We start from the raw sequence: 26,098 nt of genomic DNA on the forward strand, positions 1-26,098 counted from the left end.
CCTGCTGTGATCCTTGCTGATGGGCGGCAGAAATGAATCCTAAAGTATCTAACCTTGATTTGATCCTTGCTGATGGGTGGCAGCGATGAATCCTAAAGTCTCTAAACCTGCTGTGATCCTTGCTGATGGGTGGCGGGAATGAATTGTAAAGTATCTAAACCTGCTGTGATCCTTGCTGATGGGTGGCAGAAATGAATCCTAAAGTATCTAAACCTGCTGTCATCCTTACTGATGGGTGGCAGTAATGAATTGTAAAGTATCTAAACCTGCTGCCATCCTTGCTGATGGGCGGCAGTAATGAATTCTTAAGCCTCTAAACCTGCTGTGAAAGTGGGTTTAGAGGCTTTTTTAAATTCTCAGTTAAGAAGTCGATGAGAATTGCTAAACATTTTCCAGCTTGGGAAGCTTCTTGTATTGATAAATTCAATTATATAATGGTGCTTTCCATTTAACTGTGCTTTTACTTGAAGCTCGTTATATGGATTATATGGCATTGTTCATTATTACGTATAAGAGACCGAGCATACGCTTAAGTGTTTTGTATAATTCGATCTTACCTTAAAGCTGAAATAAGGCAGCTGTTATTTGAACGGCTACAGTGCATATAGTGCAACGTATTTCACCATACGGAGGTCATTGGCTTACTACGTTGTAGTATCTACAATGTAAATGAATGATTTTGGCATTTTTGGGAGAAAAGTAGATATTCTATTGCATTTTTTACAATGTAGAGAACTGATCTCTGTGCTAAGTGAGGTTTAGGTTGTAGAAAGTGCAGCGTAGCTTGTTGTTATGTTTCTAATTAAGTTTCTAAATTAAGTTTCTAATTAAGTTTCTAATTAAGTTTGTAGTTTTGTTTGTGGTTATGCTTGTTCTCTCGGCTGTGAAAATTATGAATACCGGAAAAGAACGCCTAACAAACATTCTGTTGCCGATAATCTTCTCAATCAAAATTTTGAAACAAGGAGACCATGCAGGAAATCGCTGACGGATATTGCGTTTATTTCAATCGACGAAGGTAGGTACTTTCACGGGAGTTACGGATCTGCATGGCCGCGTCATCGTAGTGGGCGATGGACAGCTGCATAAGGACTGATTTCTTATATTTTACATTGAAAAACAGATAGGCTGCGTGGGTGCTATAAAAAGTCAGATCATTCATCCTGATCGTGGCGTTCACTATGCTAACAATAAATACTAACGTCTTCTTGAGAAACACGTCTTCGCCTGCAACATGAGTCGCGAAGGTAATGGCTACGACAACGCACCAATGAAATATTTTGGGAGAAGCTTGCAATGGAATGGCAGAATGAGCGAAAATTCCATCCCCTTCCTCTGCTCGTACGTCTCTCCTTACTCCTGCCCCAATATTTGAACTCCACGGACATCTGCATACCCCCCACTTCCTCACATCCAATACTTCCACAACCGCAGCAACAAATAGATCGATAAACAGTAGAACGAACAGAGAAACAAACAGAACGACAAGCCGAACGACAAACAGAGCAATAAACAGAACGACAGAACGACAGAACGACAAACCGAACAACAAACCGAACAAAAAACCGAATATCGAACAGAACATTAAGCTACGCTGCACTTTCTACAACCTAAACCTTACATAGCATACAAACCTGTTCCCTACAATGTAGAAAATGCAGCAGAAGTGATGCCTTTTCTTCGTAAATGGCCGCAATCATTCATTTACGTTGTAGATACTGCAACGTAGACGGCCGGCGACCTCCGTATGGCGAAAAACGTTGCACTTTATGCATTGTAGCCGCTCAAAGGATTGGTTCCTTTTTCCCGGCTTTAATGAATGGTCGAATGAAATAAAACACACAGCCGAGGCAATTTCGTACGATGGTCGAGTAATTATTCTAAATGTGGAAGGCAGGCAGGAATCTAGAGAAGCTGTGGGCTATCGGACAGTTTAACCAATTCGTGCAGGAGCAGTTACGGCAGCAGCACATCACAGAGCAGTAGGGCGCGGAGCCGGATTTGGTAGAGGAGATTTTGACATCCATCCATAACTATTGCCATCAGCCCATGTCTATGGATACGATGGGGGATAACCGCGTCATCGACTTATCTCGCGATAACTGGAATAACAACTGGCATAACGGCTCGTACCAGGTCGATAAAGCGGCCGACACTCTAATCTCGTAAAGGAATAAGTTGTAATAAACCTCTTTTTATTCAGACACACGAGGGGGTAGCTTTGCATTTCGTTTTGTGGTTGTTCTGACCATCGCCTACTAGGGGAACAACATCTGATCTTAGTTCTACTAAGGGTACAACATTTAAACTCGTATATTGAGAACGAAGATATTGCTAAAGATGCTATGTCGTTCGAGTATCTTTTTCGGCGCAAATTCCATAAATGAACGGGCATCACCTTTAAGTAGAACTGACGGAATAGAAGGCAAACGCTTGCGGCGGAAAACAACCTTCCAAGTACAGATAACCTTGCAGGAACAGACAACCTTGCAGGAACAGACGACCTTCCAGGAACAGACGACCTTCCAGGAACAGACGACCTTCCAGGAACAGACGACCTCGCAGGAACAGACAACCTTGCAGGAACAGACGACCTCGCAGGAACAGACGACCTTGCAGGAACAGACGACCTTGCAGGAACAGACGACCTTGCAGGAACAGACGACCTCGCAGGAACAGACAACCTTGCAGGAACAGACAACCTTGCATGCACAAACAATAGATTTTTGCTAATATCATATGGTTGATAAAGGAAAAATGTCTAAACAAGTCGAATACTATGATGAATATATTATTTGTTTAATTCATTCTGCTTGCGGAGGTTTTAGCCACAATTTAGAACTAAAAACCTTCTTATTCCCCCAGCGCTCAAATTGTTGGTGTCCCGGTCGCGATTGACGCGAAAACGGGAGGAAGGATTAAAGACTACGCTAACTTTGATATCCACCCAAGCTGACTTGATATCCACCAAAACTAACTTTGATCTCCACCTAAGCTGACTTTGATATCCACCAAAACTAACTTTGATATCCACCAAAGATGACTTATCCACCCAAGCTGACTTTGATACCCACCAACCCAAGCGGGTTGCGGCAAGATGCTTCATTTCGATGAGTATCTGGTGCTGATAAGAGTACTCGCGGCGAATAGTTGGATAACGCAAGCTGATCGTTATTCAAGAGACAGCGGGAGGATATCCCATCCGCTACGGATACAGAAATATCACTCTCGATCTGGTGGTGCAAGCCGGGCATACCTACCCTATTTAGCAGCTTCGACCTACCCGCCCGGGTAGGTCAATTCGATCCCGCCTTGTTTTATAGTAGAAGATACGACCCATGTGTCGTACCTTACGAACACAAGGAGAGTAGAGCGTTCATGCTGAGGCTTTTCATATAGGCGAGGGTTTCATTAAGATGTCATCAATAAAATGATTCTATAGCTTATTTTACAATGTATGATTGCTATTAAAACATTATAGAAAAGGTGCGTGTTGATAACAATGTATAGACGTTTAGTGGCCATGCTGGCCGTGTGCGCTGTCCTGGCGGGTCTTCTTCCAGCCCCCACTCCTGCTTCTGCGGCAACCGGAGATCTCTGGGCTATAGCGTACGGTAATGGGATGTACGTGGCGGTTGGCGAGGGAGGTGCAATCAAAACCTCTTCAGATGGAGAAAACTGGACTGGAACAACTGTAACACCTCAATGGTCTTATTCCGATGTGGCATACGGCAATGGCTTGTTCGTAGCGGTTGGGGATAAAGGCAGCATAATTAATTCCGAGAACGGGAGTTCCTGGTCACCAGCCGACTCGGACGTGACGGATTATTTAGTCGGCGTTATCTATCAGGACGGGAAATTCACGGCGGTAGGTGGCAATGGAGCCGTTACAACATCGACGGATGGGGTCGCGTGGACCAGTCAGTCATCCGGGACATCGAGAAATATGGGGCAGATTGCATACGGCAACGGCTTATATGTGGCGGTGAGTTCCGATGCAATACTGACCTCCAGCGATGGCATCACTTGGTCGGAGCAAGTCTTGGAAATGGACGGAGCGTCTATTGTTTCCGTGAGCTACGGGAAAGGGATGTTCGTGGCTGTCGGAGGGTACTACTTTGGTGGTGGCAGCAGCGTTGTCATGACTTCCGCGGATGGTGCCATATGGACCAGACGGGGCTCGGGAGAAGCAACCTCGATCATCTATGACGTCGCCTATGGCAGCGGCAATTTTATGGCGGTCGGCAAAAGTGGAGTCATCCTAGTGTCTGAGAACGGCATCGACTGGGATGCACGCACTGCAGGCACGTTAGCGGATCTCAAAGGCATTATTTTCGCCAATGGGAAGTTCACGGTCGCGGGTTCAGGCGGAGCGATTATCAGCCCGAATGAAACATCGAATTGGACGCATCCATCATCGACGACATCCTCTTCACTGCGTGATATCGTTTTTGGCAACGGCATGTTCGCGGCGACAGGGGAAAAGGGCGCAATGCTTACATCCACCGACGGCATCAATTGGTCAAGCCGCGATATCGGCGATGCTACTCAAATGGAAGGCGTTGCCTACGGTAACTCGCGGTTTGTGGCGGTCGGGTACGGTGATAAAATTGTCACTTCGGACGATGGCATAACATGGACAGACCGTTCGGGCGAGTGTTGCACGTACGGTGTTTATTACGATGTCTTGTTTGCTGATGATAAGTTCGTGGCTGCCTACGCAGGAGGCGTAATCAAAACGTCCGAAGACGGCATAACCTGGACTGAGCATGAGTCGGGCACGAGCTCCCCCTTAAGGGACCTTGCCTATGGGAATGGCGTCTTTATCGGGGTAGGGGCGGACGGTTCAGTCGTGACCTCTGCTGATGGAGAAACATGGACGAAAACATACACTTCTTCAGCTGGCCTAGTGGGTGTGGCTTACGGGAACGGCATGTTCGTGGCGGCAGGAGACTTCGGTACCCTTCTAACCTCAAGCGATGGCATCACTTGGACGAAGCAATCATCGGGCATTCGTAACCTGATCAATGGAATAACATATGGAAAAGGAAAATTCGTAGCCGTAGGGGATGATGGCGCGATCGTGTCATCGGCCAATGGTGTTTCTTGGGGAAATATGACCTGGATCACCGCCAATCATCTGAATGGCATTGCGTATGGCAATGGAAGGTATGCGGCAGTTGGTGCCAAAGGGACGATCGTTCAATACACCGTTGCCGATCTTAACGCGCTGACGTCTTCTGCTGGCACGCTTAATCCGGCATTTGATAAAGGGGTATACCGGTATTCGGTTAGCGTTGCGAATGGCGTAGATCGTATCTCGCTCTCACCAACCGTGGAGGATGCGGGGGCGACGGTAAGCGTGAACGATATGACGGTCACAAGCGGCACGGCGTCCGGAGAAATTGCGCTGAATGTTGGCAATAACCCGATTAACATTGAAGTGACGACGGCAGATGGGAGGACCAAGCAGAAGTATGTGGTGACGGTGAATCGTGCGGCACAACCAAACACTAATACCAGCTTGAGCGATCTTATCCTGACTAGCAACTCTCCGCTGAGTCCGGCATTTGCGCCAGGGATACATAACTATCAGATAAGTGTTCCCTATAACGCGGATCCTTTAATGGTCATACCGGGCGCTGGCAACGCAGGAGCGACGATTAAAGTCAACGGCAAGGGTGTCCAAAGTGGGGGGATGTCCGAAGCAATCGCGCTGAACGTAGGCGAAACCCTCATTATCATTGAAGTGACGGCCGCGGACGGCGTGAACCGGTCGACATACACCGTTACGGTGACGCGAGCGGAGCCGCCAAGCACGGATGCAAGCTTGGGCAGCCTGACATTATCTGACGGAATTGCTCTGAGCCCGACATTTGCGCCGGGTACGATAGCTTACACGGCAAGTGTCGATCATGACGTGAATACGATGACAATTACGCCAGTCGTAGCTAACGCTAAAGCAAGGCTGCAAGTATACGGTGGTACGGTCGCAAGCGGCGCACCATACGTGATCGCGTTGCGAGAAGGTAACAATCCGATCCCCATTCGCGTGACGGCAGAGGACGGCAAGACGGCCACCGAATACATGGTAACGGTGACGCGCGCCGCCGCGCCGCCAAGTACGGACGCGAGCTTGCGCGTATTGAGTTTTGCAGCCGGCGGGCCGCTTAATCCAAATTTTGCGCCGGGGACGTTGAATTACACGATGAATGTAGATTATGACATGAACGATATCATCGTGGCCCCAATCGCTGCAGATAGCGGCGCGACGATCTTGATTAACGGTATAACGAACCAAATGGACCCGATTCCGCTGACCGTAGGCGATAACGTGCTTACGATCGAGGTGACGGCAGCGGACCGGATCGCGAAGCAGACTTACAAGGTAACTGTGACGCGTGCGGCACCTCCTTTGAGCGGGAATGCCGACTTGAGCAGCCTGACATTCTCTAGCGGAGTCGTGCTTGATAAAATATTTACATCGGATATGCTGTACTACAATGCGAGCGCGGCCTATGAAGTGAATACGTTATCGGTGACGCCGACTGTGGCGGACGGGGGCGCGACGGTCAAGGTTAACGATGCAATCGTAAGCAGTGGAACCGCATCCGACAACATTACACTTATTGCAGGTGTCAATCCCATCAATATTGAAGTGACGGCAGCGAATGGCTTAAAGAGGACATACACGGTTTGGGTTAAGCGTGCGGAGGTAAGCGCGAATGCCAGCTTGAGCAATCTGACGTTGTCTGGCGGAGTCGCACTGAGCCCTGCGTTTGAGTGGGACACAATTAGCTACACGGCAGACGTACCGAATGACGTAAGTACGCTAACGGTCACGCCAACCGTGTCGGCCGAGGGAGCTAAGGTAACGGTTAAAGACATGACCGTAGCAAGCGGAGCGGAATCGGACGCCATTCCATTGGACGTAGGCGCGAATACGATTCCGGTTGCGGTAACGTCCGCGGACGGCACGATAACGCAGATATATACGGTGACGGTAACGCGCGCTGATTCATTTCCGAGCTTAAGCAATCTGGTCTTGTCGGGAGGCGCGGCGCTGGACCCGGTGTTTGATCCAGCTACGACAGACTATGTCGTTTACGTACCGCACAGCCAAACTAGCTTGACGGTCACGCCGACGGCGGCTGATGCAGGAGCGATGATAATCGTAGAAGACAATTTCGTAGAAAGCGGCACGGAATCAGGAGAAATCGCACTGAAAGTGGGCATCAACTCCATTCTGGTCCTCATCGTGTCGGCGGACGGTAACACAACGCAGACTTATCTAATAACGGTGGTGCGCGCGTCGACGTCGGCAAGCACGAATGCCAACTTGAGCAGCCTGACGCTTTCGGAAGGCGCGGCGCTGAACCCGGCGTTTGCCTCAGGCAGAACAAATTACACGGTTAGCGTAGTGAACGGGATAAGCAGCTTAATGGTCATGCCTACAGCGGCGGATGCCGGGGCGTCTGTCAAGGTGAATGACGCGGCGGTAACCAGCGTAAATGCGTCGGCACCAATCGTGTTGAACGAAGGTATCAACATCATTGAGATCGTGGTCACGGCGGCGGACGGCACAACAATGAAGACGTACACGGTAGCCGTAACACGTGCGGCAGTGGCAGATCCTTCACCAAGCCCGTCTGTTCCGACGTCTCCTTCGAACGAACCTATCGTTTCGGGTAATGGTCAGTTGACGCTTCCTGTGGGCAAATCCGGGGTGGTCAGCAAAGACAACACGGTGAAGCTGATCATTCCGAGCGGGGCTGCAGAGCGAGAACTTAAAGTGGAAATCGAAAAAGTGCTGGACACGGAAGGCCTGTTAACAGATAAAGAATCATTGGCCAGCTCGATCTATGAGATTACGAAAAACTTTGCGGAAAACTTCGATAAACCGATAACGCTGACCTTTGCATTCGATCCTGGCAGCGTGAAGAACACCGAAAAGCCTGTAATCTATTATTTCGACGAAACGAAGAAACAATGGATTGAAATCGGCGGTGTAGTAACTGGCAGTGAGATTAGCGTGCAGGTGGACCACTTCACGAAATTTGCGGTCTTCGTCGTGGATAAGGAGGCTATGTCACATCCGGAGGCGGACTTCAGCGACATTGCGGGGAATTGGGCTGAATCGAACATTAAGCTGGCAGCGAGCCTCGGCTTGGTTAAGGGCTACGACGACGGCACATTTAAGCCTGGTAAAAGCATTACGCGTGCCGAATTCTCGGTTATGCTCGTGCATGCGTTGAAGCTTCCGGAAGCGGACGGAGAACTAACCTTCACAGACACGGTGAAAATCGGATCTTGGGCACGGGAAGCAGTCGCCCGGGCGGTTGAAGCGGGAATCATCAAGGGCTATGCGGACGGCTCCTTCCGTCCCAATGCCGAGATTACGCGCATGGAGATGGCAGCCATGATCGCAAACGCGCTGAAGCTGACTATTCCTGCGAATGCAGTCACTGGATTTGCGGATGACGGAGCGATCCCGGCTTGGGTGAAAGGTGCAGTAGCTGCGATTAAGGAGCTTGGGCTTATGAAAGGCACTGACGAAAATCGGTTCAACCCTCTTGCTCAGGCGACGAGGGCCGAGGCTGTGACGGTATTAATCCGCATGCTGGAGGAATTGAATCAGAAATCCGAGCAAACATAATATCTCCAAAAATAAAAGGGCACCTACTCAGGTGCCCTTTCATTTTTACTATGAGGTTCATTACCGCTTACTCGTGAATTTCAGTAAGCAGCTTGCCGAGCGCCTCGAGCGCCTGCTCTTCCTGTTCGCCATCGACCTCCAGCGTGACTTCCTCATTTGCGGCGATGCCAAGCGTGAGCATGCTTAGCGAGCTCTTTCCGTTTACTTTCTTGCCTTTATTGATGACGTTCACCTTGCAGGGGAAAGTTGTTGCCGTTTGAACAAAGGTTTTGGACGGTCGAACGTGGAAGCCTGTTGGGTTAAGGATCGTGAATGTTTTGCTAATCATGATGAGTCACTCCTTTTTGGGTATCTTCAACAAATTGTGTAATGTCCTTGGTGCTCCGCATCGACAAGGCTTGGACGGCATGGCCGGACCATTCGGCTTGGTTAAGCTGGCTAATCAGCTCCCTGGCCGGAAGAATCCCGCCAGCGCTCATGCTGAATTCATGTAGACCGAGTCCTAGCAGCAAGGGGATTGCGGTCGCATCTCCGGCCATCTCTCCGCACATGCCAACCCATTTGCCTTCCTTCTCCGCTGCTTGAATGACAAAGCGAATGAGGCGCAGCAGGGAAGGATGCCATGGCTGGTACAAATACGCTACCTTTTCATTCATGCGGTCTGCCGCCATCGTATATTGAACGAGATCGTTCGTGCCGATGCTGAAGAAATCAACCTCGGGCGCGAAGAGGTCCGCTGCGATTGCCGCGGCGGGAATTTCGATCATCATGCCGATTTCAATATGCTCGGCGAGCTCAACGCCTTCTGCGATAAGCTTCTGTTTTTCTTCCTCAAGAAGGCGCTTTGCTTCGTGGAGCTCTTCGAGTACGGCGATCATCGGGAACATGATTTTCAGGTTTCCGTAGCGGCTTGCGCGGAGCAGCGCCCGCAGCTGCGTCCGGAACAGATCCTGCCTATCTAAGCATAGGCGCAGGGCACGCTGTCCGAGGAACGGATTGCTTTCCTTCGGAAGCTCCATGTAAGGAAGCTCCTTGTCGCCGCCGATATCGAGCGTGCGGATGACGACGGGCTTCGGATTCATTTTTTCCAGTGCGTACTTATAGCTGGTGAACTGTTCTTCCTCGGTAGGGAGCGAGCTGCGTCCCATATAAAGAAATTCGGTGCGGAAAAGCCCGATGCCCTCCGCTCCATTATCAATCGCCCGCTGAATATCATCCAGCTTGCCGATGTTGGCTGCGAGTTCCACCCGTTTGCCGTCCTTGGAGAGCGTAGGCAGCTCTCTCAGCCTGCTTAGCTCCGTTCTCCTTTGATCATCAGCCTGTTTCTTGGCTTGGTAATCCGTCAATTCATCGTCCGTTGGATTAATTAGAACGATGCCTTGATTCGCATCCAGCACAACAAGCGCATGCGGAGCAATATCAAGAACGGCGCTGCCTGCTCCTACGATAGCAGGGATCTCAAGTGAACGCGCCATAATGGCGGAATGGGAAGTGCGGCTGCCCACCTCCGTAATAAATCCGCGCACATAATCCAGATTGAGCTGAGCTGTGTCTGACGGAGTCAGATCGCGGGCGACGATAATGCATTCCTCGGACATGCCCGCCAGATCCATATGCGGCGTACCGCGCAAATGGCTCATGATCCGCCCGGATACGTCTTCGATATCGACTGCGCGTCCGCGCAGCAATTCATCGTCCATGGCTTGCAGCAGCTCGACGAATGATTGGGCTGTCTCGTGCAGCGCATATTCCGCATTTATGTTTTCTTCTTCGATTTTCATCGCAATGGCGTCAATGAAATCAGGGTCCTCCAGAATCATCAGATGACCTTCGAATATTTCTGCTTTGTCCGCTCCGAGCTTTTCTTCGGTAGAAATACGAATGGCTTCAATTTCTGCCTGCGCTACGGTTACGGATGACCGAAAACGCAATATCTCGGCGGAGCTGTCTGGAACGATTTGCCGATCCGGGACGAAGCGTTCGGCGGATAGGAAAAACACGCGAGCGATCGCAATGCCGGGCGAAGCCGCTATACCCTTCAGTGTCATTATGAGTTCATTCCTTTCTGTGCCGGACTATAACGCTGACTGATCTCGTGATATTGCTCGGCAGCTCTAATATGAAGGGGGTGCTGCTCGGCAAGGCCGGTATATTTGACCAGCGTCGCATGAAGCCCATGCTCACTCAAATAAGCTTGCAGCTCTACCGATTCAGGATCATCTGGATAGTTGAAATATAAGGCAGCCGCCATAGCGGCGGTCAAGTGATCGACGGGAATGCCATATTGATAAGCGGATAAGGCCGGTCGAACTAGACGGTCGTTCGGAGAGAGCTTGCGAATTGGCGATCGGCCGATTCTAGCAATCTCATCCACCAAATAGGGATTAATAAACCGTTCCAATATTTGATCCACATAATCGGCATGAGCCTTCTCGTCGAATTGATAGGTCCTTACGAGAGCGGCGCCAGACTCGAGCAAAGCTCCCTTCACTTCGGCTATGACATCCGGGTCCTGCATCGCTTCTTGAATAGTCGCATAACCCTTTAGGTTTCCGTGGTAAGCAGCGACGCAGTGGCCCGTATTCACGGTAAATAACTTGCGTTCGATATATGGCTCGAGCCGATCAACGTAATGAATGCCTTCGATTTCGGTCTGCGAGGCGAGTAGAGGAGAACGTTCCACGGTCCACTCATAGAATGGCTCGACTGTAACCTGGAGTGAATCCTCATGCTGCTGCAGCGGTACGATGCGGTCTACTGCTGCGTCCGGAAAGGCAATATATTGGTCTGCAAATGACTTTCCTGCTGCATCCAGCTGCTCATAAACCAGTTTTTTCAAAAGCGTACTGCCGCCAAGCGCATTCTCGCAGGCAATGAAGGGCAAGGCGCGATTGGGGCCTGTCGCAAGCCGCTCGCTGCCTCTATCAGTCGACGGCTGTTCGCTGTCTCTGCTAATCGCAAGCCGCTCGCTGCCTCTGTCAAACGCACGTTGCTGGATGCTTCCGTCAGTCGCAAGCCGCTCGCTGCTGCCATCAGTCGACAGTTGCTCACTACCTCCGTCAGCGGCACGATGCTCGTTGCTTCCGCCAGTCGACAGTTGCTCATTGCCTCTGCCAATCGCACGCTGCTCAATCCCCCTGGCAATCGCGCCTGCGATATGCTTCAGAATGTTTACGCCAACGGCAGTCGTTACAATATCGGCGCCTGCAATGGCCTCGGCAACTCGGCCTGCATCTTTGCCGTCAATCGCCGAAATGTGGTCAACCAGATAGGTGTCTCCTTGCTCGTTAGCAAGCTTTACCGCATATTGCCCTTTCTCCTGCAGCTCCGAAACGAGCTTGTCGTTCACGTCGACGAAGGTTATTTCGTAGCCGGCGTTGTGGAGCAGCAAGCCGATAAACCCTCTGCCGATATTGCCTGCGCCAAAGTGGACGGCCTTCATGCTTCCATCCCCGATTCGAAAATGGCAATCAGCTCTTGTTCATTCGCAGCATTTAGAATGCGCTGCATGTCTTCCTCCTCGGATACGAGCACAGCTATGCTTGTCAAAATATCCAAATGGGCGTCGCCGACCGCAGCGAGGCCGATAATCAGCTGAGCAGGCTCCTCGCCGCCGAAATCTACGCCTTCCGGAACGGTGATAATGGCGAGACCGGTAGATTGGATGATGGCTTTCGCATCATTCGTGCCGTGGGGCATGGCAAGTCCGCCGCCGATGTAGGTAGACAGCGAATCCTCTCGCTCGATCATTTTTTCAATATAAGGCGCTGGCACATGGCCTGCATCTACGAGCATCTGCCCGACAAGGCGGATCGCCTCATATTTATCTTTTACGCTCACGTTAAGCTTTACTTTGTCTGTTGATAGAATAGTCATGGTTAGTCTCTCCAATCCAATTTTGTTTTTATATAATTCTCCAGCTGTTTGGAGATGAATAGCTTAATGCTTGCCTCATCGCCCTCTGCAAATACAGCAATCAGCTCCGGCAGCAGCAGCATAGCGCTAATCTCGCTTAGCAGCTCCAGGCTGTACGTATCGAGCTTGTTAGGTCCGAGCATCAAGAGCAGTTGAGAGGCGTGCGAGGAATCATCCTCGCTTAATAGGAGCGGCCTGTCGTAACGGTACAAAGCGAGTAGAGGCGCTTCGATCCATTCGCTCCGGGTATGAAGCAAAGCGAGCTCCGAATCCGGCATGATCAGCGAGCCTTGCCGCTCTCTTTCGAGCAGCTGCGAAACGATTCTGTCCAGATGCTCGCCGATATCAGGTTTTTCGATTAAGGCGAGCATGCAGGGGAGCTGATGCTCAAGCAGATCATGCTCATTGGTCAAATGCAAATCATGCACGCGCATGCCGTCCAGCAGCCTCAGGACAATGCCGGAATAAAGCTGGAGCAGATGCAGTCGGTCCATCGGCGATTGGCGGAAATCATCGGCCACGCTAGCGATGGATGGACTTTCTTTTTTTAATGTGGTGCCCTCAATATAGGAGCGAAGCTTGGTCGTTTCCTCTTGCGAGAGCATAGGGCTGAGTTTAATGTAGCGATCGGGCTCCAGCGGCAAATCAACCGTTGAAATAATCAGATCATAACGATTAGGCGGAAGCCGCCGCGCTTCGAACCAGGAGAAATGGCCAATCAGCTCGATTTGCGGCAGCTCCTTGGCGATTTTGACAGCAAGGAGCTTTGAAGAGCCAATTCCGCTCGTGCAGACGAGCACAGCTCTAATTTTCCTCGGGAATGGCTTCAGTCTCTCCAGCGATGCGCCGAAATGCATGACGATGTAGCCGATCTCCTCGTCTGGAATCTGGAGGGCCGTATATATCTTTTGTACACCGCTGCGCACAATGGAAAACAGTAGGCTATATTCCTTCTTGATAGGCGCCAGCATAGGATTGCGAATGGCAATTCCGTCTTGAATGCGCCCAAATGCAGGCTTGATGTGCTGGATTAGACCGTCCTCCAACGAGCGGTCATGGGCGAGCGACATTTGCAGCTTCGATTCCACATGCCGGATAAGCTGCTTCACGTTCTCGATGGCTGTGATGTCTTCCTGCAGCACCAGCAGACTGCTTTCCGGAAGCGCCTCGTTATCCAGCAGCTCGGATAAATACATTCTCTCTTGTGCCGGGGGCTGAATGTGAAGAACATCCAGCAGGCTTAGCAGTAAGGGAATAGGCTCTGTTTTGCCGGCAGGGCTAAGCGGGAGCATGCAACCGCGCTCTATGCGAGTAAAAGCAACGGACAGCTTGATCAGCAGCTTCGTATAATCGGATTCCGACAAGGTGTTCGACCATTCGTCGCTTAGCTCCCATAGGGCGAGCTCCAGCCTTTTGAAGTTTTCTTTGCCGATCATGTCGAGCAGCCGCGCCGTAATCGGATTGGTTACCGCCAAATCCTTGAATTGTCCGAATAAGTCGGCATCGTCCAGATGGTTGGCAGCGAGCAAGCTGATGGCATGGCGCTTGGCCGCTTCCTTGCCAATAATCTCTACGCCATAGCCTCTGCGCCTTACGAGCGTCAAGCCCTGCCTCGCCATGAACGGTTCGAGCTCATCGAGATCATGGCTAATCGTCGGCATAGTGACGCGCAGCTCATGCGCAAGCGAGAACAGCTTTATGGGCTCTTCGAGCTCTAGCAAGCTGCAGAAGATTAAGATTTTGCGTTCATCCGCTGAATATTCCGCTGAGTCGGCATGGTCAAGCGAATGCTTGAACCGCTCAAGCGCGGCGTGACTGGCTTCGGCGCGAATGCCGAGCCCCGCGGTTTTGTGCAGCAGAATCCCGCTTGCAGCAAGAAGCGGCTCGATATCATTCAGCTCGCGATGAATCGTTCTCGTGCTGGTACCGACGATTGCAGCGATATCGGCGGCGGTAATTTCATGCTTCTGCTCCATCAGCAGCTCTATAATGCGGCGTTGCCTAGTCGAGGCTTTGATAGGTTATCCTCCTTAACAGAAGAATGGACTTAACGCCGACAGTAAACTGTCAGCGTTAAGTATGGTCTACATAAAAGAAACGGTATCGTTTATTCGCTTAGTCTTTGTACAAGCAAATCATATTCAGGGCTTTTTAGGAAATTGTCGATCGAGATATGCTCGGCGTTCGGCGCCTTCTGGCGAGCGCGGTCTGTGAGCGTTTTATGCGTAATGACAATATCGGCATCGCCCGGAATATCGTTGATTGCGGTGTTGATGACCGTGACGGGCAGCTCGGCTGCATTTACTTTTTTGCGAAGGATCGAAGCGCCCATCGCGCTGGAGCCCATTCCTGCATCGCAGGAGAAGACGATCTTGCTAACCTGTTCCTTCGAGCGCTGTGCATTCACTGCAGAAGGAGACGCAGCAGCTGAACCTTTTGACTCCGCCTTCATTTGCTGCACTTTCTGTGTCGCAAGCTCCAGCTCATTGTCGTCACTCTCGCTTTGTTTGCTGGTTTTGAGCAGCACGGCGGACACGAGGAACGATACGACTGTCGCCACGACAACACCGCTCAGCATAGCCAGCACGCCGCCTTTTGGCGTCATCGAGAAGTAGGCTAGGATGCTTCCTGGAGACGGTGCGGCTACCAGTCCTGCCCCGAATAGGGAGAAGGTGAAGGTTCCGGCTACGCCGCCTGCGATTGCTGCTAGTATCAAGCGTGGATTCATGAGAATGTAAGGGAAATAGATCTCATGGATTCCGCCGAAGAAATGAATGACGACAGCGCCGGGCGCGGAATGCTTAACCATGCCTTTGCCGAACAGCCAATAAGCAAGCAGGATGCCAAGTCCAGGACCGGGGTTCGATTCGAGCATATAGATAATCGATTTGCCGGTTTCGGTTGCTTGGTCCAAGGCGAGCGGTCCAAGAATGCCGTGGTTGATCGCATTGTTGAGGAACAATACCTTGGCCGGTTCAATCAATACGTTCACGAGCGGCAGCAGGCCGGTATCGATCAGCCATTGAACGCCGGAGGAGAGCACATTGCTCAGCGCCTCGACTACCGGACCGATACCTTTGAAGGCGATGAGTGCGAGCCCGCCGCCGATAATGCCGGACGAGAAGTTGTTAATGAGCATCTCGAAGCCGGGCGGGATTTTGCCATCGATCGATTGATCGAATTTCTTCAGCACCCAAGCCGCAGCCGGGCCGACGATCATCGCACCGAGGAACATAGGGATCTCGGCGCCGGCGATCACGCCGAGCGTGACGATGGCGCCGATGACGCCACCGCGTACGCCATGAATCATTTGACCGCCGGTGTAGCCGATAAGAATAGGAAGAAGATAGGTAATCATTGGGCCAACGAGCGTTGCCAAGCTCTCATTCGGTATCCAGCCTGTCGGTATAAATAAAGCGGTAATAAGACCCCAAGCGATAAATGCGCCAATATTCGGCATGACCATTCCGCTTAGAAAGCGGCCAAACCGTTGAACGGAAACTTTAAAACCGCCGGAGACCGGTTTTTCAGATGCCAGTTTATTCATGCTTCAACCTCCAATTAACATAATGTGTGCGAACTGAACATGAATTAATCGTAATGTATAGCGCTTACATGTTCAATCAATTGAAAAGCAGGTTGCGTCATGAAGGCTGTTGACATCATTTTTCTTTTTCTATTGCTGATTTGTAGGTATGCGGTATAATCACTATTGTTTCTTCTAATTAGGCAAAGGGGTATGCGAGATGCAGGATCAAACAATAATTCGCTTTGAGCACGTCACGAAGCAATATGACAATAGCGCTGCCGCTGTTCTGAAAGACGTTAGCTTTACGATAGAACGCGGCAAATTTTATACGCTGCTTGGCCCTTCTGGCTGCGGCAAAACGACAATACTTCGGTTGATTGCGGGGTTCACCGAGCCAACCGAGGGACAAATCTATTTCAATGGAAAAGTCATTAACCGCGTGCCTGCGAATGAGCGGCAGGTGAACACTGTATTTCAGGATTATGCGTTGTTCCCCCACCTGAATGTGTTCGAGAATGTGGCATTCGGCCTGCGCATCAAAAAAATGAAAAATGCGGATATTACCGCGAAGGTGATGGATGCGCTGAAATTCGTCAACCTGCCTGGCTACGAATCGCGGGAAATTGCCGAGATGTCGGGCGGCCAGCGACAGCGTGTGGCGATCGCGCGAGCCATCGTGAATGAGCCGGAGATTATATTATTGGACGAGCCGCTCTCCGCGCTCGACTTGAAGCTTCGGACCGAGATGCAGTACGAGCTGCGCGAGCTGCAGCGCCGCCTAGGGATTACGTTCATATTTGTCACGCATGACCAAGAGGAAGCGCTCGCGATGTCCGATGAGATTTTTGTCCTTAATGAAGGAAAGATTCAGCAGAGCGGCACGCCGACGGATATTTACGATGAGCCGATCAATCGCTTTGTCGCTGATTTCATTGGAGAATCGAACATTGTGCCGGGCAGGATGGTGCGCGACTTCGAGGTGGAATTTGCCGGCCGCTCCTTCGCGTGCGTCGACCAAGGGCTTATGCCGAATGAAGCGGTCGATATAGTCATCAGGCCCGAGGATCTCGAAATTACCTCGGCAGGTGGCGGCAAGCTGGAGGCACGGGTGGATTCGCAGCTGTTCCGCGGGGTCCATTATGAGATTTGCTGTTATGACGATGCGGGCAATGAATGGCTAGTCCACTCCACGCGCAAGGCTGTTGTCGGTGAACAGATCGGTCTGCATTTCGATTCGGAAGCGATTCACGTCATGCGGATCGGCGAGACGGAAGAAGAGTTCGACAAACGTCTCGAAGCGTACAGCGAGGCTGACCATGTCGAATAGATCTCGCCGTTTCTATCTGGTCCCCTATCTGGCTTGGATCGTGCTGTTCGTTGTGGCGCCGATCGTGCTGGTTGCGTATTACTCGTTCTTCGACGTAGAAGGCCATTTCACGCTGGGCAATTACGCGAAGTTTTTCACGCCGGTGTACATGCGCATGACGCTCAGCTCATTCTGGTACGCGTTTCTTATTACCGCGATATCGCTGCTCGCTGCGTATCCGGCAGCTTATCTCTTAACGCGGACTAAGCACAAGCAGCTGTGGCTGCTGCTCATTATATTGCCGAGCTGGATTAATCTGCTGCTCAAGGCCTATGCATTTATCGGCCTGTTCGGCACCTATGGCTTGACGAATAGCTTGCTAGAAGCAATCGGCATCGGCAAACAACAGATTTTGTTCACGGATTTCAGCTTTGTGTTCGTCTCCGTGTATATTTTTATTCCATTCATGATCCTCCCGATCTTCAATGCGCTGGAGGAAATGAATCCAACGCTCGTGTACGCAGCGAGAGATCTGGGCGCATCGGCATGGACGACGTTCCGCAGGGTCATCTTCCCGCTTACCGTCAGTGGGGTGAAGTCCGGCTGCATGGCCGTCTTCATTCCGGCGCTGTCGCTGTTCATGATTACCCGCCTCATCGCAGGGAACCGTGTCATAACACTCGGTACCTCAATTGAGCAGCATTTTCTCGTCACGCAGGATTGGGGCATGGGAGCTACAATCGCTGTCTTTCTTATCCTTGCGATGGCGGCCATGATGCTGCTCACTGGCAATCGGAAGCGAGGTGCGGTCTATGCGCGGAAAAAATAAATGGTCGAATATTTACTTAGTGCTCGTATTTGCTGTACTTTATGCGCCTATTTTCTATTTAATGTTCTATTCCTTCAACAGCGGCGGGTCAATGCGTGACTTCGAGAGCTTTACGCTCGATTATTACAAGGAAGTATTCGCCGATACGCGCCTGCTGATTATCGTGCTTAATACGTTCGTAATCGCGCTGCTTTCTGCCGCGATCTCGACGATTCTAGGCGTCATCGGAGCGATCGCCATCCATCATGTGCGAAGCAATCGTCCGAAGCAAACGCTGCTTACATTGAACAATGTGCTGATTGTTAGTCCTGATGTAATTATCGGGGCGTCTTTTCTCATCCTGTTCACGATGATCGGCATTAAGCTTGGCTTTGTATCCGTGCTGCTCTCGCATATTGCATTCAGCGTTCCGATCGTCGTCATCATGGTTCTGCCGAAGCTGCAGGAAATGAGCACGACGCTTATCGACGCTGCGCGGGATCTTGGCGCAAGCTCCTGGCAGGTGCTTGCTAGAGTCGTGCTGCCATTCATCAAACCAGGCATATTCGCTGGCTTTTTCATGGCGCTGACTTATTCGCTTGACGACTTTGCGGTCACCTTTTTCGTAACGGGAAATGGCTTCTCGACGCTGTCGGTCGAAATCTATTCAAGAGCCCGTCAAGGGGTGTCCTTATCCATCAATGCGTTGTCGACGCTCATTTTCCTATTTACGATTATTCTCGTAGTCGGCTATTACTTTATTAATCAGCGGAATGTCAAATCATCGGTGAAGGAGGGACGCGGATGAAACAGCTCGTACGCATGTTTGCGATTGTATTTGCCGTCTCCCTCGGGCTCATCTACTTGACTGCCTACTTGAATGATAGCGAAGGCTATAGCGGCGACAAGACTCTGACGATCTATAATTGGGGCGATTATGTCGATCCGGAGCTTTTGGAGCGTTTTGAGCAAGAAACAGGCATTAAGGTCATCTATCAAACCTTCGACTCCAATGAGGCAATGATGACGAAGATCGAGCAGGGCGGGACGACGTTCGACGTCAGCGTACCTTCCGAATATGCGATTAGCAAAATGAAAGAGGAAGGCTTGCTGCTCGAGCTCGATCATGACAAGCTGCCTAACCTCAAGCATATTGATCCGAAATTTATGAATTTATCCTTTGATCCGGATAATGCCTATTCGATTCCGTATTTCTGGGGAACGGTCGGCATTGTCTATAATCCCGAGCTTGTAGGCGATCTCGCCTTCACGAGCTGGAATGATCTATGGGATGAGCAGCTGCGCAATCAGATCTTGCTGCTTGACGGTGCGCGGGAGGTTATGGGCATGGGGCTGAACGCTCTAAGCTATTCGCTTAATGATACGAATGAAGCTCATTTGCAGGAGGCTAAGGCGAAGCTGAAGCTGCTGACGCCTAACGTCAAAGCGATCGTTGGCGATGAAATCAAGCTGCTGCTTGCGAACGAAGAAGCGGCGGTCGGGCTTGTATGGTCAGGGGATGCCTCCGAAATTATGGGCGAGAACGATAAGCTCGATTACGTCGTGCCTGAGGAAGGCTCGAACCTCTGGTTCGACAATATGGTCATTCCGAAGACGGCGAGGAATATCGAAGGCGCGCATCAGTTCATCAACTTCATGCTCGATCCTGAGGTAGCCGCGCAGAATACGGAATATGTCGGCTATTCTACGCCGAATCAGTCGGCCATGTCGCTGCTGCCGGAAGATATTTCGGGCGATGAGCGCTTCTATCCGAACGAGGAGCTGACCGGAAGGCTGGAGGTTTATGATAATCTCGGCAAAAAAATGCTGTCCCATTACAACGAGCTGTTCCTAGAGTTTAAAATGCATAAGAAATGAGCCAATATCGGGGCGTTTTTCGCGGATTTCCCATGCTATGATGATTAAGGAATTTGCACAGGTGAACAATTGCGAATAGATGGAGCGGAAAAGAATGAACAATAAGTGGTTGAACTACGGCGGGCTGATCCTAATCGCTGTCGTATGGGGAGCGAACTTCGGCATATCGCGTCTCGCGATGGAGTCGTTTAATCCGGTCGTATTCTCTTTTTTAAGATTTGGTCTTGCTATCCCATTCTTCTTTCTGATCCTGAAGCTGACCGAAGGCAGCGTTGGCATTCCGTGGCGGATCGTGCCAAGGCTCGCGCTTATCGGTCTTATCGGTATTACGCTGCTTGAGATCACCGTTATGTACTCGATTAAATATACGACGCTTGCGAACGCTTCGCTTCTTAACGTTGCGCCATGGCCGATTTTTGCAGCTTTGTTCGCTCCGTTGTTTATGAAAGAAACGATTACGCCGCGGCTAATCGTGGGAGGCGCGATTTCGATTGTAGGCGTGTGCTTCGTCATTCTCGGCGGTGACGAGGGCTTCAGCCTATCCTCGGAAAATATGCTCGGCAATGCGATGGCATTCGGCGTCAGCATTATCGGCCCATTGTTCAATCTCAGCTCCATGTCGCTTATGAAAAAATATTCGGCGCTGCGCGTCAGCACCTGGACCATCGCATTCGGCTCTTTATTCATGCTGCCGCTGACGTTCGGCTCATGGGGGCAAACGAACTGGTCCGCGCTGAATGCCGGCCATTATTTGTCCATTGGCTATAATGTATTGATCTGTACGGTGGTTGCCTTCGTGATGTGGAATGCCTGCATGTTCAAAGTCGGAGCCACAAGATCCAACTTCTTCCGATATGCGGTACCTGCAGCTGCGGTGGCCGCCGGTTACTTCATGTTCGACGAGAAGATTGCACTGCTTCAAATGTGCGGTGCGGGATGTATGGCTGCGGGCTTGATCTGGATCAGCATCGAGCGTAAAAAACGGGTTGAGCCAGCTGCTCCATCCGCGAATACGGGAAGTCAGCTCGTATGAAAAAAGCCGCTTAATCATAGCTTTGAAACAAGAAGGTATGTCAAGGGAAGGTATTCTTCCATGACATACCTCTTTTTTATGCATATTGGAATGCAGAAGTAAGAGGCTTGTAATGTAAGCGGTTGATTAGAATAGTTTGAAAATTATTTTCGGAAACAATCGAAGCGTTTGCATAAAATGACGAATGTCCAGTCATAGCAACGGAAATCCCGGACTCTATAGTGCTCAGGGATAACCCGTTAAACAGCCGTTTAGGCGGTTATACGCCTTGACTCTCACTTTCCATACATGTTACGGTTTTGTTAGAGAACATGACACTTGCTTTGCGGGAGGAGAATGACGAATGATTAAAGCGATTATTTTTGACTTTGACGGGACGATTATCGACACAGAGACAGCGTGGTACCATGCGTTTCGAGATGCGTACTTGGAGCATGGCGTTGAGCTCACGTTAGAACAATATTCGGGCTGCATCGGCACAAGTCTGCACACCTTTAACCCTTATGAATACTTGATGACGGATCTGAAGCTGGCCATCGATAAAGACAGCTTCCGTGACTCGGTACATGTACAACATACGAATCTCATGCAAAGCGAACGGGTGCGATCCGGAATTTTGGATTATTTGAAAGATGCGAAGGACTCAGGCATGAAGATCGGGCTTGCTTCCAGCTCGCCCCGCGCTTGGATCGACAAGTATTTGGAGCAGCTTGAGCTCGGTCATTATTTCGAGGCAATTCGAACGGCGGATGACGTGGCAAAGGTTAAGCCAGACCCGGAGCTTTACGTACAAACTTTGACGGCACTCGGGGTGGAAGCGAGTGAAGCGATAGCGATTGAAGATTCGCCTAATGGAGCGCGAGCGGCTCTGGCGGCAGGCATGTCTTGCATTATCGTACCGAATGCCATTACGAAATCATTGCCATTTGATCAATCTGATCGGTATTTTCATGCAGAGTCGTTATCTCATATTGATTTTCAAATGATGGCTGCCGGAGGACTTTAATTCCGCTGTATAATCACGAACTAATAAATCAGAATATTCAGACAAAAACCGCTGAAGATACCATCCAACAAAGGGGGTTCGGACAATGAAGGCTGTACATTTTGGAGCTGGAAATATTGGCCGGGGGTTTATTGGCCTTCTGCTGTCCCATGCTGGCTATGAGGTTACCTTTATAGCGAGGAATGAAAAGAAGATTCGACTGCTGCAGCAGCAGAAGCAGTATTCCGTTATGCTGGCGAACGAAGAGCGTGATACGGAAATCGTGAATAATGTGACTGCGATCAGCGGCAAAAATAAAGCGGAGGTGGCATCGGCTGTCGCGACGGCCGATATCGTTACGACAGCAGTCGGGGTAACTGCGCTGAAGCATATCGCAGAATCTATCGCCGCAGGCATTGCGCTGCGACTGCGGGGAACGAATAAGAGACCCCTGCATATTATCGCTTGCGAGAATGCCATATCAGGAAGCACGCTTCTTAAACGGAGGGTGTATGAGCATCTGCCTGCGGAACTGCATCAAGACGCAGATAGCTGCGTCGCGTTCCCGAATACGGCAGTCGACCGAATCGTCCCCGTACAGGAGCATGATGATCCGCTAAAAGTAACGGTAGAGCCTTACTTCGAATGGATCGTAGACCGCTCGGCAATGATGGAAGGTTTTCAAGAGATCGCTGGCGTCAAATATGTTGACGCCTTAGAACCTTACATTGAGCGTAAGTTATTTACCGTAAATACGGGACATTGTACCGCAGCGTATCACGGATATCTGGAAGGCTATGAAACGATTCAAGAGGCGATGGCGGACTCGCACATACGATCTGAATTGTCGCAGGTGCTAAGCGAGACGGGCGGAATTCTAACCTCCAAATACCATTGGGATAAGAAAAAGCATGACCGATATGTACAAAAAATGATGGTGAGATTCACGAATCCGCTGCTGTCGGATAGCGTAATACGTGTAGGCCGCTCGCCGATGCGCAAGCTGTCTTTGAATGACCGGCTTGTGAGGCCGGCCTTGCAGGCGCATGGGCTGGGAATGTCGGTACCGCACCTGACGTCGGCGATTGCAGCGGCACTTTTATTTGATTACGAGAAGGATGAGGAAGCCGTTGCGCTGCAAGCTGCAATCGCAAGCTCTGGCATTCATGACGTAATCACTGCACATATGGGCATACCCCATAAGCATGCCTTTCATCAAGAGATCGTGGACAGCTATGGAGCGCTCAAAGAGTCTTATGCTTCCCATAAGTAAGCAGTCCATAATAGCATAGCGGGGAAGGATCGACAGGAGCGGAAGCTCCAGCTGGTCCTTCCCTTTTTTGTATGCCTGAGCTTCCAAAACAGTTTTTTAATGGTTCCATGTCAGATGTTAAAGTAACTACCACTCAATGAAACCTAACATGACAATGGATAAATCCGTAGATTTTTTGCACTTTTCAGCTAAATTTTTCTTTTAAAATACAATGGAAACAGGTAAAATCAGAAAAGCGGCCTTCCCATGGAATGGGAGTCGGACTCTACGAAGAAGGAATGAACCTGAAATGACAGTGAGTATAGTGCAAGAAACATTAAACCCGTACCAGATCGCACAACAGCAAATTGACACGGCAGCCGCTCATCTTAAACTGCCTGAGCATGTAACGCAGATTCTTAAAAAGCCGAAGCGAGTGCTGTCGGTTAGCTTTCCCGTTCGCATGGACGACGGCTCGATTCGCGTGTTTGAAGGTTACCGAGCTCAGCATAATGATGCGATCGGACCGACTAAGGGCGGTATTCGCTTCCACCCTGATGTTACGCTAGATGAGGTAAAAGCGCTTTCGATGTGGATGAGCTTTAAATGCGGCGTAGTCGGCTTGCCATACGGCGGCGGCAAAGGCGGCGTTATTTGTGACCCTCGTATTCTCAGCAAAGGCGAGCTTGAGCGGATCAGCCGTGCATTCATGGAATCGATTGCTGATTTTGTAGGACCAGACAAGGATATTCCGGCACCGGATGTATATACTACTCCACAGGTTATGGGCTGGATGATGGATACGTACAGCAGAATGAAGGGTGTTAATTCGCCAGGAGTTATTACAGGCAAACCACTTATCATTGGGGGCTCCAAAGGTCGCAATGAAGCGACTGCGCAGGGCTGTGTATATACGATTCTAGCTGCGCTGAAGGATATGCATATCCCGGCCCAGAACGCGACTGCCGCTATTCAAGGCTTCGGCAACGCAGGTCGCATTGCAGCTCGTTTGCTCAGCGAGGCAGGCTGCAAAATCGTAGCGGTTAGTGATTCCAGAGGTGGAATTTATGATCCGGAAGGCATCGATATCGAGCGAATCTCTGAGCTGAAGGATAACTCCTCTATCCGCGAATATGGAGAAGAGTATGTCATCTCCAACGAAGCGCTGCTTGAGCTTGACGTAGACATTCTTGTGCCGGCAGCACTTGAAAATGTTATTACAGCTGCGAATGCAGATCGCATCAAAGCAAAAATCGTAGCAGAAGCTGCAAACGGCCCAACAACGCCTGAGGCAGATCGTATCCTTGCAAGCCATGGCATTACGGTTATCCCGGATGTTCTGGCGAATGCCGGCGGCGTAACGGTTTCCTATTTCGAATGGGTGCAAAACCTGATGAACTATTACTGGAGCGAGGCAGAAGTGCTTGAGAAGCTTGAAACGAACATGATCCTTTCCTATGTAGCTGTTCGCGATCTTGCCAAAGAGCATAAAACAGATCTTCGTACAGCAGCATATATGATATCGATTAAACGGATCGCAGCGGCTATGGAAGCAAGAGGCTGGATCTAAGCATCAAATTAACTAAGATAAGGTGGCGGCAGCATGACAGAACAGATTCGTATTGGTATCGTGGGTTACGGAAATTTAGGACGAGGCGTAGAGCTTGCCATCAAGCAAAGTCCCGACATGAAGCTGGATGCTATTTTTACGCGCAGAGATCCTTCATCGATCCCGTCAGCTGTCCAAGCTTATTCCATTGAAGAAGCAGAGCGTTTCAGTGATGCTATCGATGTGATGATTCTTTGCGGGGGATCAGCGACAGATCTGCCTGAGCAGGGTCCTGCTTTTGCCCGGATGTTCCACACGGTGGACAGCTTCGATACTCATGCGCGTATTCCTGAATACTTCGAGCAAGTGGATGCAATGGCTAGAGTAAGCGGCAAAGTAAGTGTGATTTCAACAGGCTGGGATCCAGGATTGTTTTCCCTCAATCGCTTGCTTGCAGAAGCCATACTGCCTGAGGGCAAAGAATATACATTCTGGGGAAAAGGTGTGAGCCAAGGCCATTCCGATGCCATCCGCCGCGTTAACGGTGTTAAGCATGGTGTTCAATACACCATTCCGAGCGAAGAAGCGGTCAATCGCGTTCGCGGCGGCGAGAATCCAGAGCTGACTACGCGGGAGAAGCATATCCGTGATTGCTACGTTGTAGCTGACGAAGGTGCTGACCAAGAAGCCATTGCTCAGGAAATCCGCAGCATGCCGAACTACTTCTCCGACTATAATACGACGGTTCATTTCATTGATGAAGCAACGATGAAAGCCGACCACTCCTCTATGCCTCATGGCGGTACCGTTCTTCGCAGCGGCAAGACGGGCGAGAACAGTACGCAAATTATCGAATTCGGATTGAAGCTGGACAGCAATCCTGAATTTACGGCTAGTGTCCTGGTCGCATATGCTAGGGCTGCCTACAAGCTTGCTCGTGAAGGCCAAGTAGGAGCTAAGACCGTGTTCGATATCCCTTTTGCCTATCTTTCGCCAAAATCCGCCGCAGAACTCCGTAAGGAACTTCTCTAGGAAAAACTTAAAGAATTCTAAACAAATTCTGAACAAACCTTCGATTTTTACATTTTTTTACTTACGCATCTGGGAATTGTAGGATATACTCGATAAGTGATAAGTAATACTGTCGAATTATAGCGAGAAGTGCTGAAAGATCTAAGTTCCTATGG

19 protein-coding genes are annotated in these 26,098 nt (G+C 50.3%); 12 read left to right on the top strand and 7 right to left on the bottom strand.

Annotation, left to right across the window (positions count from 1 at the left end; all coding sequences use genetic code 11):
• Nucleotides 1–1,000: 1,000 nt before the first annotated feature.
• Complete coding sequence (locus AB4Z29_RS22590) at nt 1,001–1,600, bottom strand: hypothetical protein (protein ID WP_441945242.1); 600 nt, start codon at nt 1,598–1,600, stop codon at nt 1,001–1,003.
• A gap of 401 nt (nt 1,601–2,001) precedes the next feature.
• On the opposite strand from AB4Z29_RS22590, the gene AB4Z29_RS22595 reads away from it, so the two are divergent.
• From AB4Z29_RS22595 to AB4Z29_RS22605, 3 genes are all read left to right on the top strand, one after another.
• A complete protein-coding gene (locus AB4Z29_RS22595) occupies nt 2,002–2,169 on the top strand; it encodes a hypothetical protein (RefSeq protein WP_441945243.1) in 168 nt (55 codons plus the stop codon).
• A gap of 264 nt (nt 2,170–2,433) precedes the next feature.
• A complete protein-coding gene (locus AB4Z29_RS22600; RefSeq protein ID WP_441945244.1) occupies nt 2,434–2,733 on the top strand; it encodes a hypothetical protein in 300 nt (99 codons plus the stop codon).
• A 769-nt stretch (nt 2,734–3,502) separates the two neighbouring features.
• Nucleotides 3,503–8,656 carry a cadherin-like beta sandwich domain-containing protein gene (locus AB4Z29_RS22605; RefSeq protein ID WP_441945245.1) on the top strand — a complete coding sequence of 1,718 codons (5,154 nt, stop codon included), beginning with the start codon at nt 3,503–3,505 and terminating at the stop codon, nt 8,654–8,656.
• Between the two features lie 67 nt (nt 8,657–8,723).
• On the opposite strand, the gene AB4Z29_RS22610 is transcribed toward AB4Z29_RS22605, so the two are convergent.
• The 6 genes from AB4Z29_RS22610 to AB4Z29_RS22635 form a co-directional block, all read right to left on the bottom strand.
• On the bottom strand, nt 8,724–8,984 hold the full coding sequence (locus AB4Z29_RS22610; protein ID WP_441945246.1) for an HPr family phosphocarrier protein: 261 nt from the start codon (nt 8,982–8,984) through the stop codon (nt 8,724–8,726).
• Nucleotides 8,977–10,704 carry a phosphoenolpyruvate--protein phosphotransferase gene (gene ptsP / locus AB4Z29_RS22615; RefSeq protein ID WP_441945247.1) on the bottom strand — a complete coding sequence of 576 codons (1,728 nt, stop codon included), beginning with the start codon at nt 10,702–10,704 and terminating at the stop codon, nt 8,977–8,979. The genes AB4Z29_RS22610 and ptsP overlap by 8 nt, the downstream gene beginning before the upstream one ends.
• A complete protein-coding gene (locus AB4Z29_RS22620; protein ID WP_441945248.1) occupies nt 10,704–12,098 on the bottom strand; it encodes a mannitol-1-phosphate 5-dehydrogenase in 1,395 nt (464 codons plus the stop codon). Before AB4Z29_RS22620 ends, ptsP begins: the two co-directional genes overlap by 1 nt.
• Nucleotides 12,095–12,532, bottom strand: coding sequence for a PTS sugar transporter subunit IIA (locus AB4Z29_RS22625; protein ID WP_441945249.1), 438 nt, complete (start codon nt 12,530–12,532; stop codon nt 12,095–12,097). The genes AB4Z29_RS22620 and AB4Z29_RS22625 overlap by 4 nt, the downstream gene beginning before the upstream one ends.
• Nucleotides 12,533–12,534: 2 nt before the next feature.
• Nucleotides 12,535–14,589: a BglG family transcription antiterminator gene (locus AB4Z29_RS22630; protein ID WP_441945356.1), complete on the bottom strand. Its 2,055-nt coding sequence runs from the start codon at nt 14,587–14,589 to the stop codon at nt 12,535–12,537.
• Nucleotides 14,590–14,678: 89 nt separating this feature from the next.
• The gene (locus tag AB4Z29_RS22635) at nt 14,679–16,118 is read right to left on the bottom strand and encodes a PTS mannitol transporter subunit IICB (RefSeq protein ID WP_441945250.1); all 1,440 of its coding nucleotides are present in this window, start codon (nt 16,116–16,118) and stop codon (nt 14,679–14,681) included.
• Between the two features lie 199 nt (nt 16,119–16,317).
• Here AB4Z29_RS22635 and AB4Z29_RS22640 point away from each other — a divergent pair, with 199 nt between their 5' ends.
• The 9 genes from AB4Z29_RS22640 to AB4Z29_RS22680 all read left to right on the top strand — a co-directional run bounded on the left by AB4Z29_RS22640 (nt 16,318) and on the right by AB4Z29_RS22680 (nt 25,943).
• Nucleotides 16,318–17,427, top strand: a complete 1,110-nt coding sequence (locus AB4Z29_RS22640) for an ABC transporter ATP-binding protein (RefSeq protein ID WP_441945251.1) — start codon at nt 16,318–16,320, stop codon at nt 17,425–17,427.
• Nucleotides 17,417–18,235, top strand: coding sequence for an ABC transporter permease (locus AB4Z29_RS22645; RefSeq protein ID WP_441945252.1), 819 nt, complete (start codon nt 17,417–17,419; stop codon nt 18,233–18,235). The genes AB4Z29_RS22640 and AB4Z29_RS22645 overlap by 11 nt, the downstream gene beginning before the upstream one ends.
• Nucleotides 18,219–19,022 carry an ABC transporter permease gene (locus AB4Z29_RS22650; protein ID WP_441945253.1) on the top strand — a complete coding sequence of 268 codons (804 nt, stop codon included), beginning with the start codon at nt 18,219–18,221 and terminating at the stop codon, nt 19,020–19,022. The genes AB4Z29_RS22645 and AB4Z29_RS22650 overlap by 17 nt, the downstream gene beginning before the upstream one ends.
• Nucleotides 19,019–20,092: an ABC transporter substrate-binding protein gene (locus AB4Z29_RS22655; RefSeq protein ID WP_441945254.1), complete on the top strand. Its 1,074-nt coding sequence runs from the start codon at nt 19,019–19,021 to the stop codon at nt 20,090–20,092. The genes AB4Z29_RS22650 and AB4Z29_RS22655 overlap by 4 nt, the downstream gene beginning before the upstream one ends.
• A gap of 94 nt (nt 20,093–20,186) precedes the next feature.
• Nucleotides 20,187–21,125 carry a DMT family transporter gene (locus tag AB4Z29_RS22660; RefSeq protein WP_441945255.1) on the top strand — a complete coding sequence of 313 codons (939 nt, stop codon included), beginning with the start codon at nt 20,187–20,189 and terminating at the stop codon, nt 21,123–21,125.
• 343 nt (nt 21,126–21,468) lie between these two features.
• Nucleotides 21,469–22,131: an HAD family hydrolase gene (locus AB4Z29_RS22665; RefSeq protein WP_441945256.1), complete on the top strand. Its 663-nt coding sequence runs from the start codon at nt 21,469–21,471 to the stop codon at nt 22,129–22,131.
• An 85-nt stretch (nt 22,132–22,216) separates the two neighbouring features.
• Entirely contained in the window at nt 22,217–23,383 is a 1,167-nt protein-coding gene (locus AB4Z29_RS22670) for a mannitol-1-phosphate 5-dehydrogenase (RefSeq protein ID WP_441945257.1), read from the top strand.
• 289 nt (nt 23,384–23,672) lie between these two features.
• On the top strand, nt 23,673–24,932 hold the full coding sequence (locus AB4Z29_RS22675; protein ID WP_441945258.1) for a Glu/Leu/Phe/Val family dehydrogenase: 1,260 nt from the start codon (nt 23,673–23,675) through the stop codon (nt 24,930–24,932).
• Between the two features lie 33 nt (nt 24,933–24,965).
• Nucleotides 24,966–25,943 carry a diaminopimelate dehydrogenase gene (locus tag AB4Z29_RS22680; RefSeq protein ID WP_441945259.1) on the top strand — a complete coding sequence of 326 codons (978 nt, stop codon included), beginning with the start codon at nt 24,966–24,968 and terminating at the stop codon, nt 25,941–25,943.
• The last annotated feature ends 155 nt before the right edge of the window (nt 25,944–26,098 follow it).

The organism is Paenibacillus sp. 2TAB23 (genome assembly GCF_052115165.1).
In the GTDB taxonomy this organism is placed as follows: domain Bacteria; phylum Bacillota; class Bacilli; order Paenibacillales; family Paenibacillaceae; genus Pristimantibacillus.

Bases quoted from the DNA above. Each gene is read 5' to 3' on its own strand.
- AB4Z29_RS22605 (WP_441945245.1), top strand. From the start codon at position 3,503: ATGTATAGACGTTTAGTGGCCATGCTGGCCGTGTGCGCTGTCCTGGCG.
- AB4Z29_RS22610 (WP_441945246.1), bottom strand. From the start codon at position 8,984: ATGATTAGCAAAACATTCACGATCCTTAACCCAACAGGCTTCCACGTT.
- ptsP (WP_441945247.1), bottom strand. From the start codon at position 10,704: ATGACACTGAAGGGTATAGCGGCTTCGCCCGGCATTGCGATCGCTCGC.
- AB4Z29_RS22620 (WP_441945248.1), bottom strand. From the start codon at position 12,098: ATGAAGGCCGTCCACTTTGGCGCAGGCAATATCGGCAGAGGGTTTATC.
- AB4Z29_RS22625 (WP_441945249.1), bottom strand. From the start codon at position 12,532: ATGACTATTCTATCAACAGACAAAGTAAAGCTTAACGTGAGCGTAAAA.
- AB4Z29_RS22635 (WP_441945250.1), bottom strand. From the start codon at position 16,118: ATGAATAAACTGGCATCTGAAAAACCGGTCTCCGGCGGTTTTAAAGTT.
- AB4Z29_RS22640 (WP_441945251.1), top strand. From the start codon at position 16,318: ATGCAGGATCAAACAATAATTCGCTTTGAGCACGTCACGAAGCAATAT.
- AB4Z29_RS22645 (WP_441945252.1), top strand. From the start codon at position 17,417: ATGTCGAATAGATCTCGCCGTTTCTATCTGGTCCCCTATCTGGCTTGG.
- AB4Z29_RS22650 (WP_441945253.1), top strand. From the start codon at position 18,219: ATGCGCGGAAAAAATAAATGGTCGAATATTTACTTAGTGCTCGTATTT.
- AB4Z29_RS22655 (WP_441945254.1), top strand. From the start codon at position 19,019: ATGAAACAGCTCGTACGCATGTTTGCGATTGTATTTGCCGTCTCCCTC.
- AB4Z29_RS22660 (WP_441945255.1), top strand. From the start codon at position 20,187: ATGAACAATAAGTGGTTGAACTACGGCGGGCTGATCCTAATCGCTGTC.
- AB4Z29_RS22665 (WP_441945256.1), top strand. From the start codon at position 21,469: ATGATTAAAGCGATTATTTTTGACTTTGACGGGACGATTATCGACACA.
- AB4Z29_RS22670 (WP_441945257.1), top strand. From the start codon at position 22,217: ATGAAGGCTGTACATTTTGGAGCTGGAAATATTGGCCGGGGGTTTATT.
- AB4Z29_RS22675 (WP_441945258.1), top strand. From the start codon at position 23,673: ATGACAGTGAGTATAGTGCAAGAAACATTAAACCCGTACCAGATCGCA.
- AB4Z29_RS22680 (WP_441945259.1), top strand. From the start codon at position 24,966: ATGACAGAACAGATTCGTATTGGTATCGTGGGTTACGGAAATTTAGGA.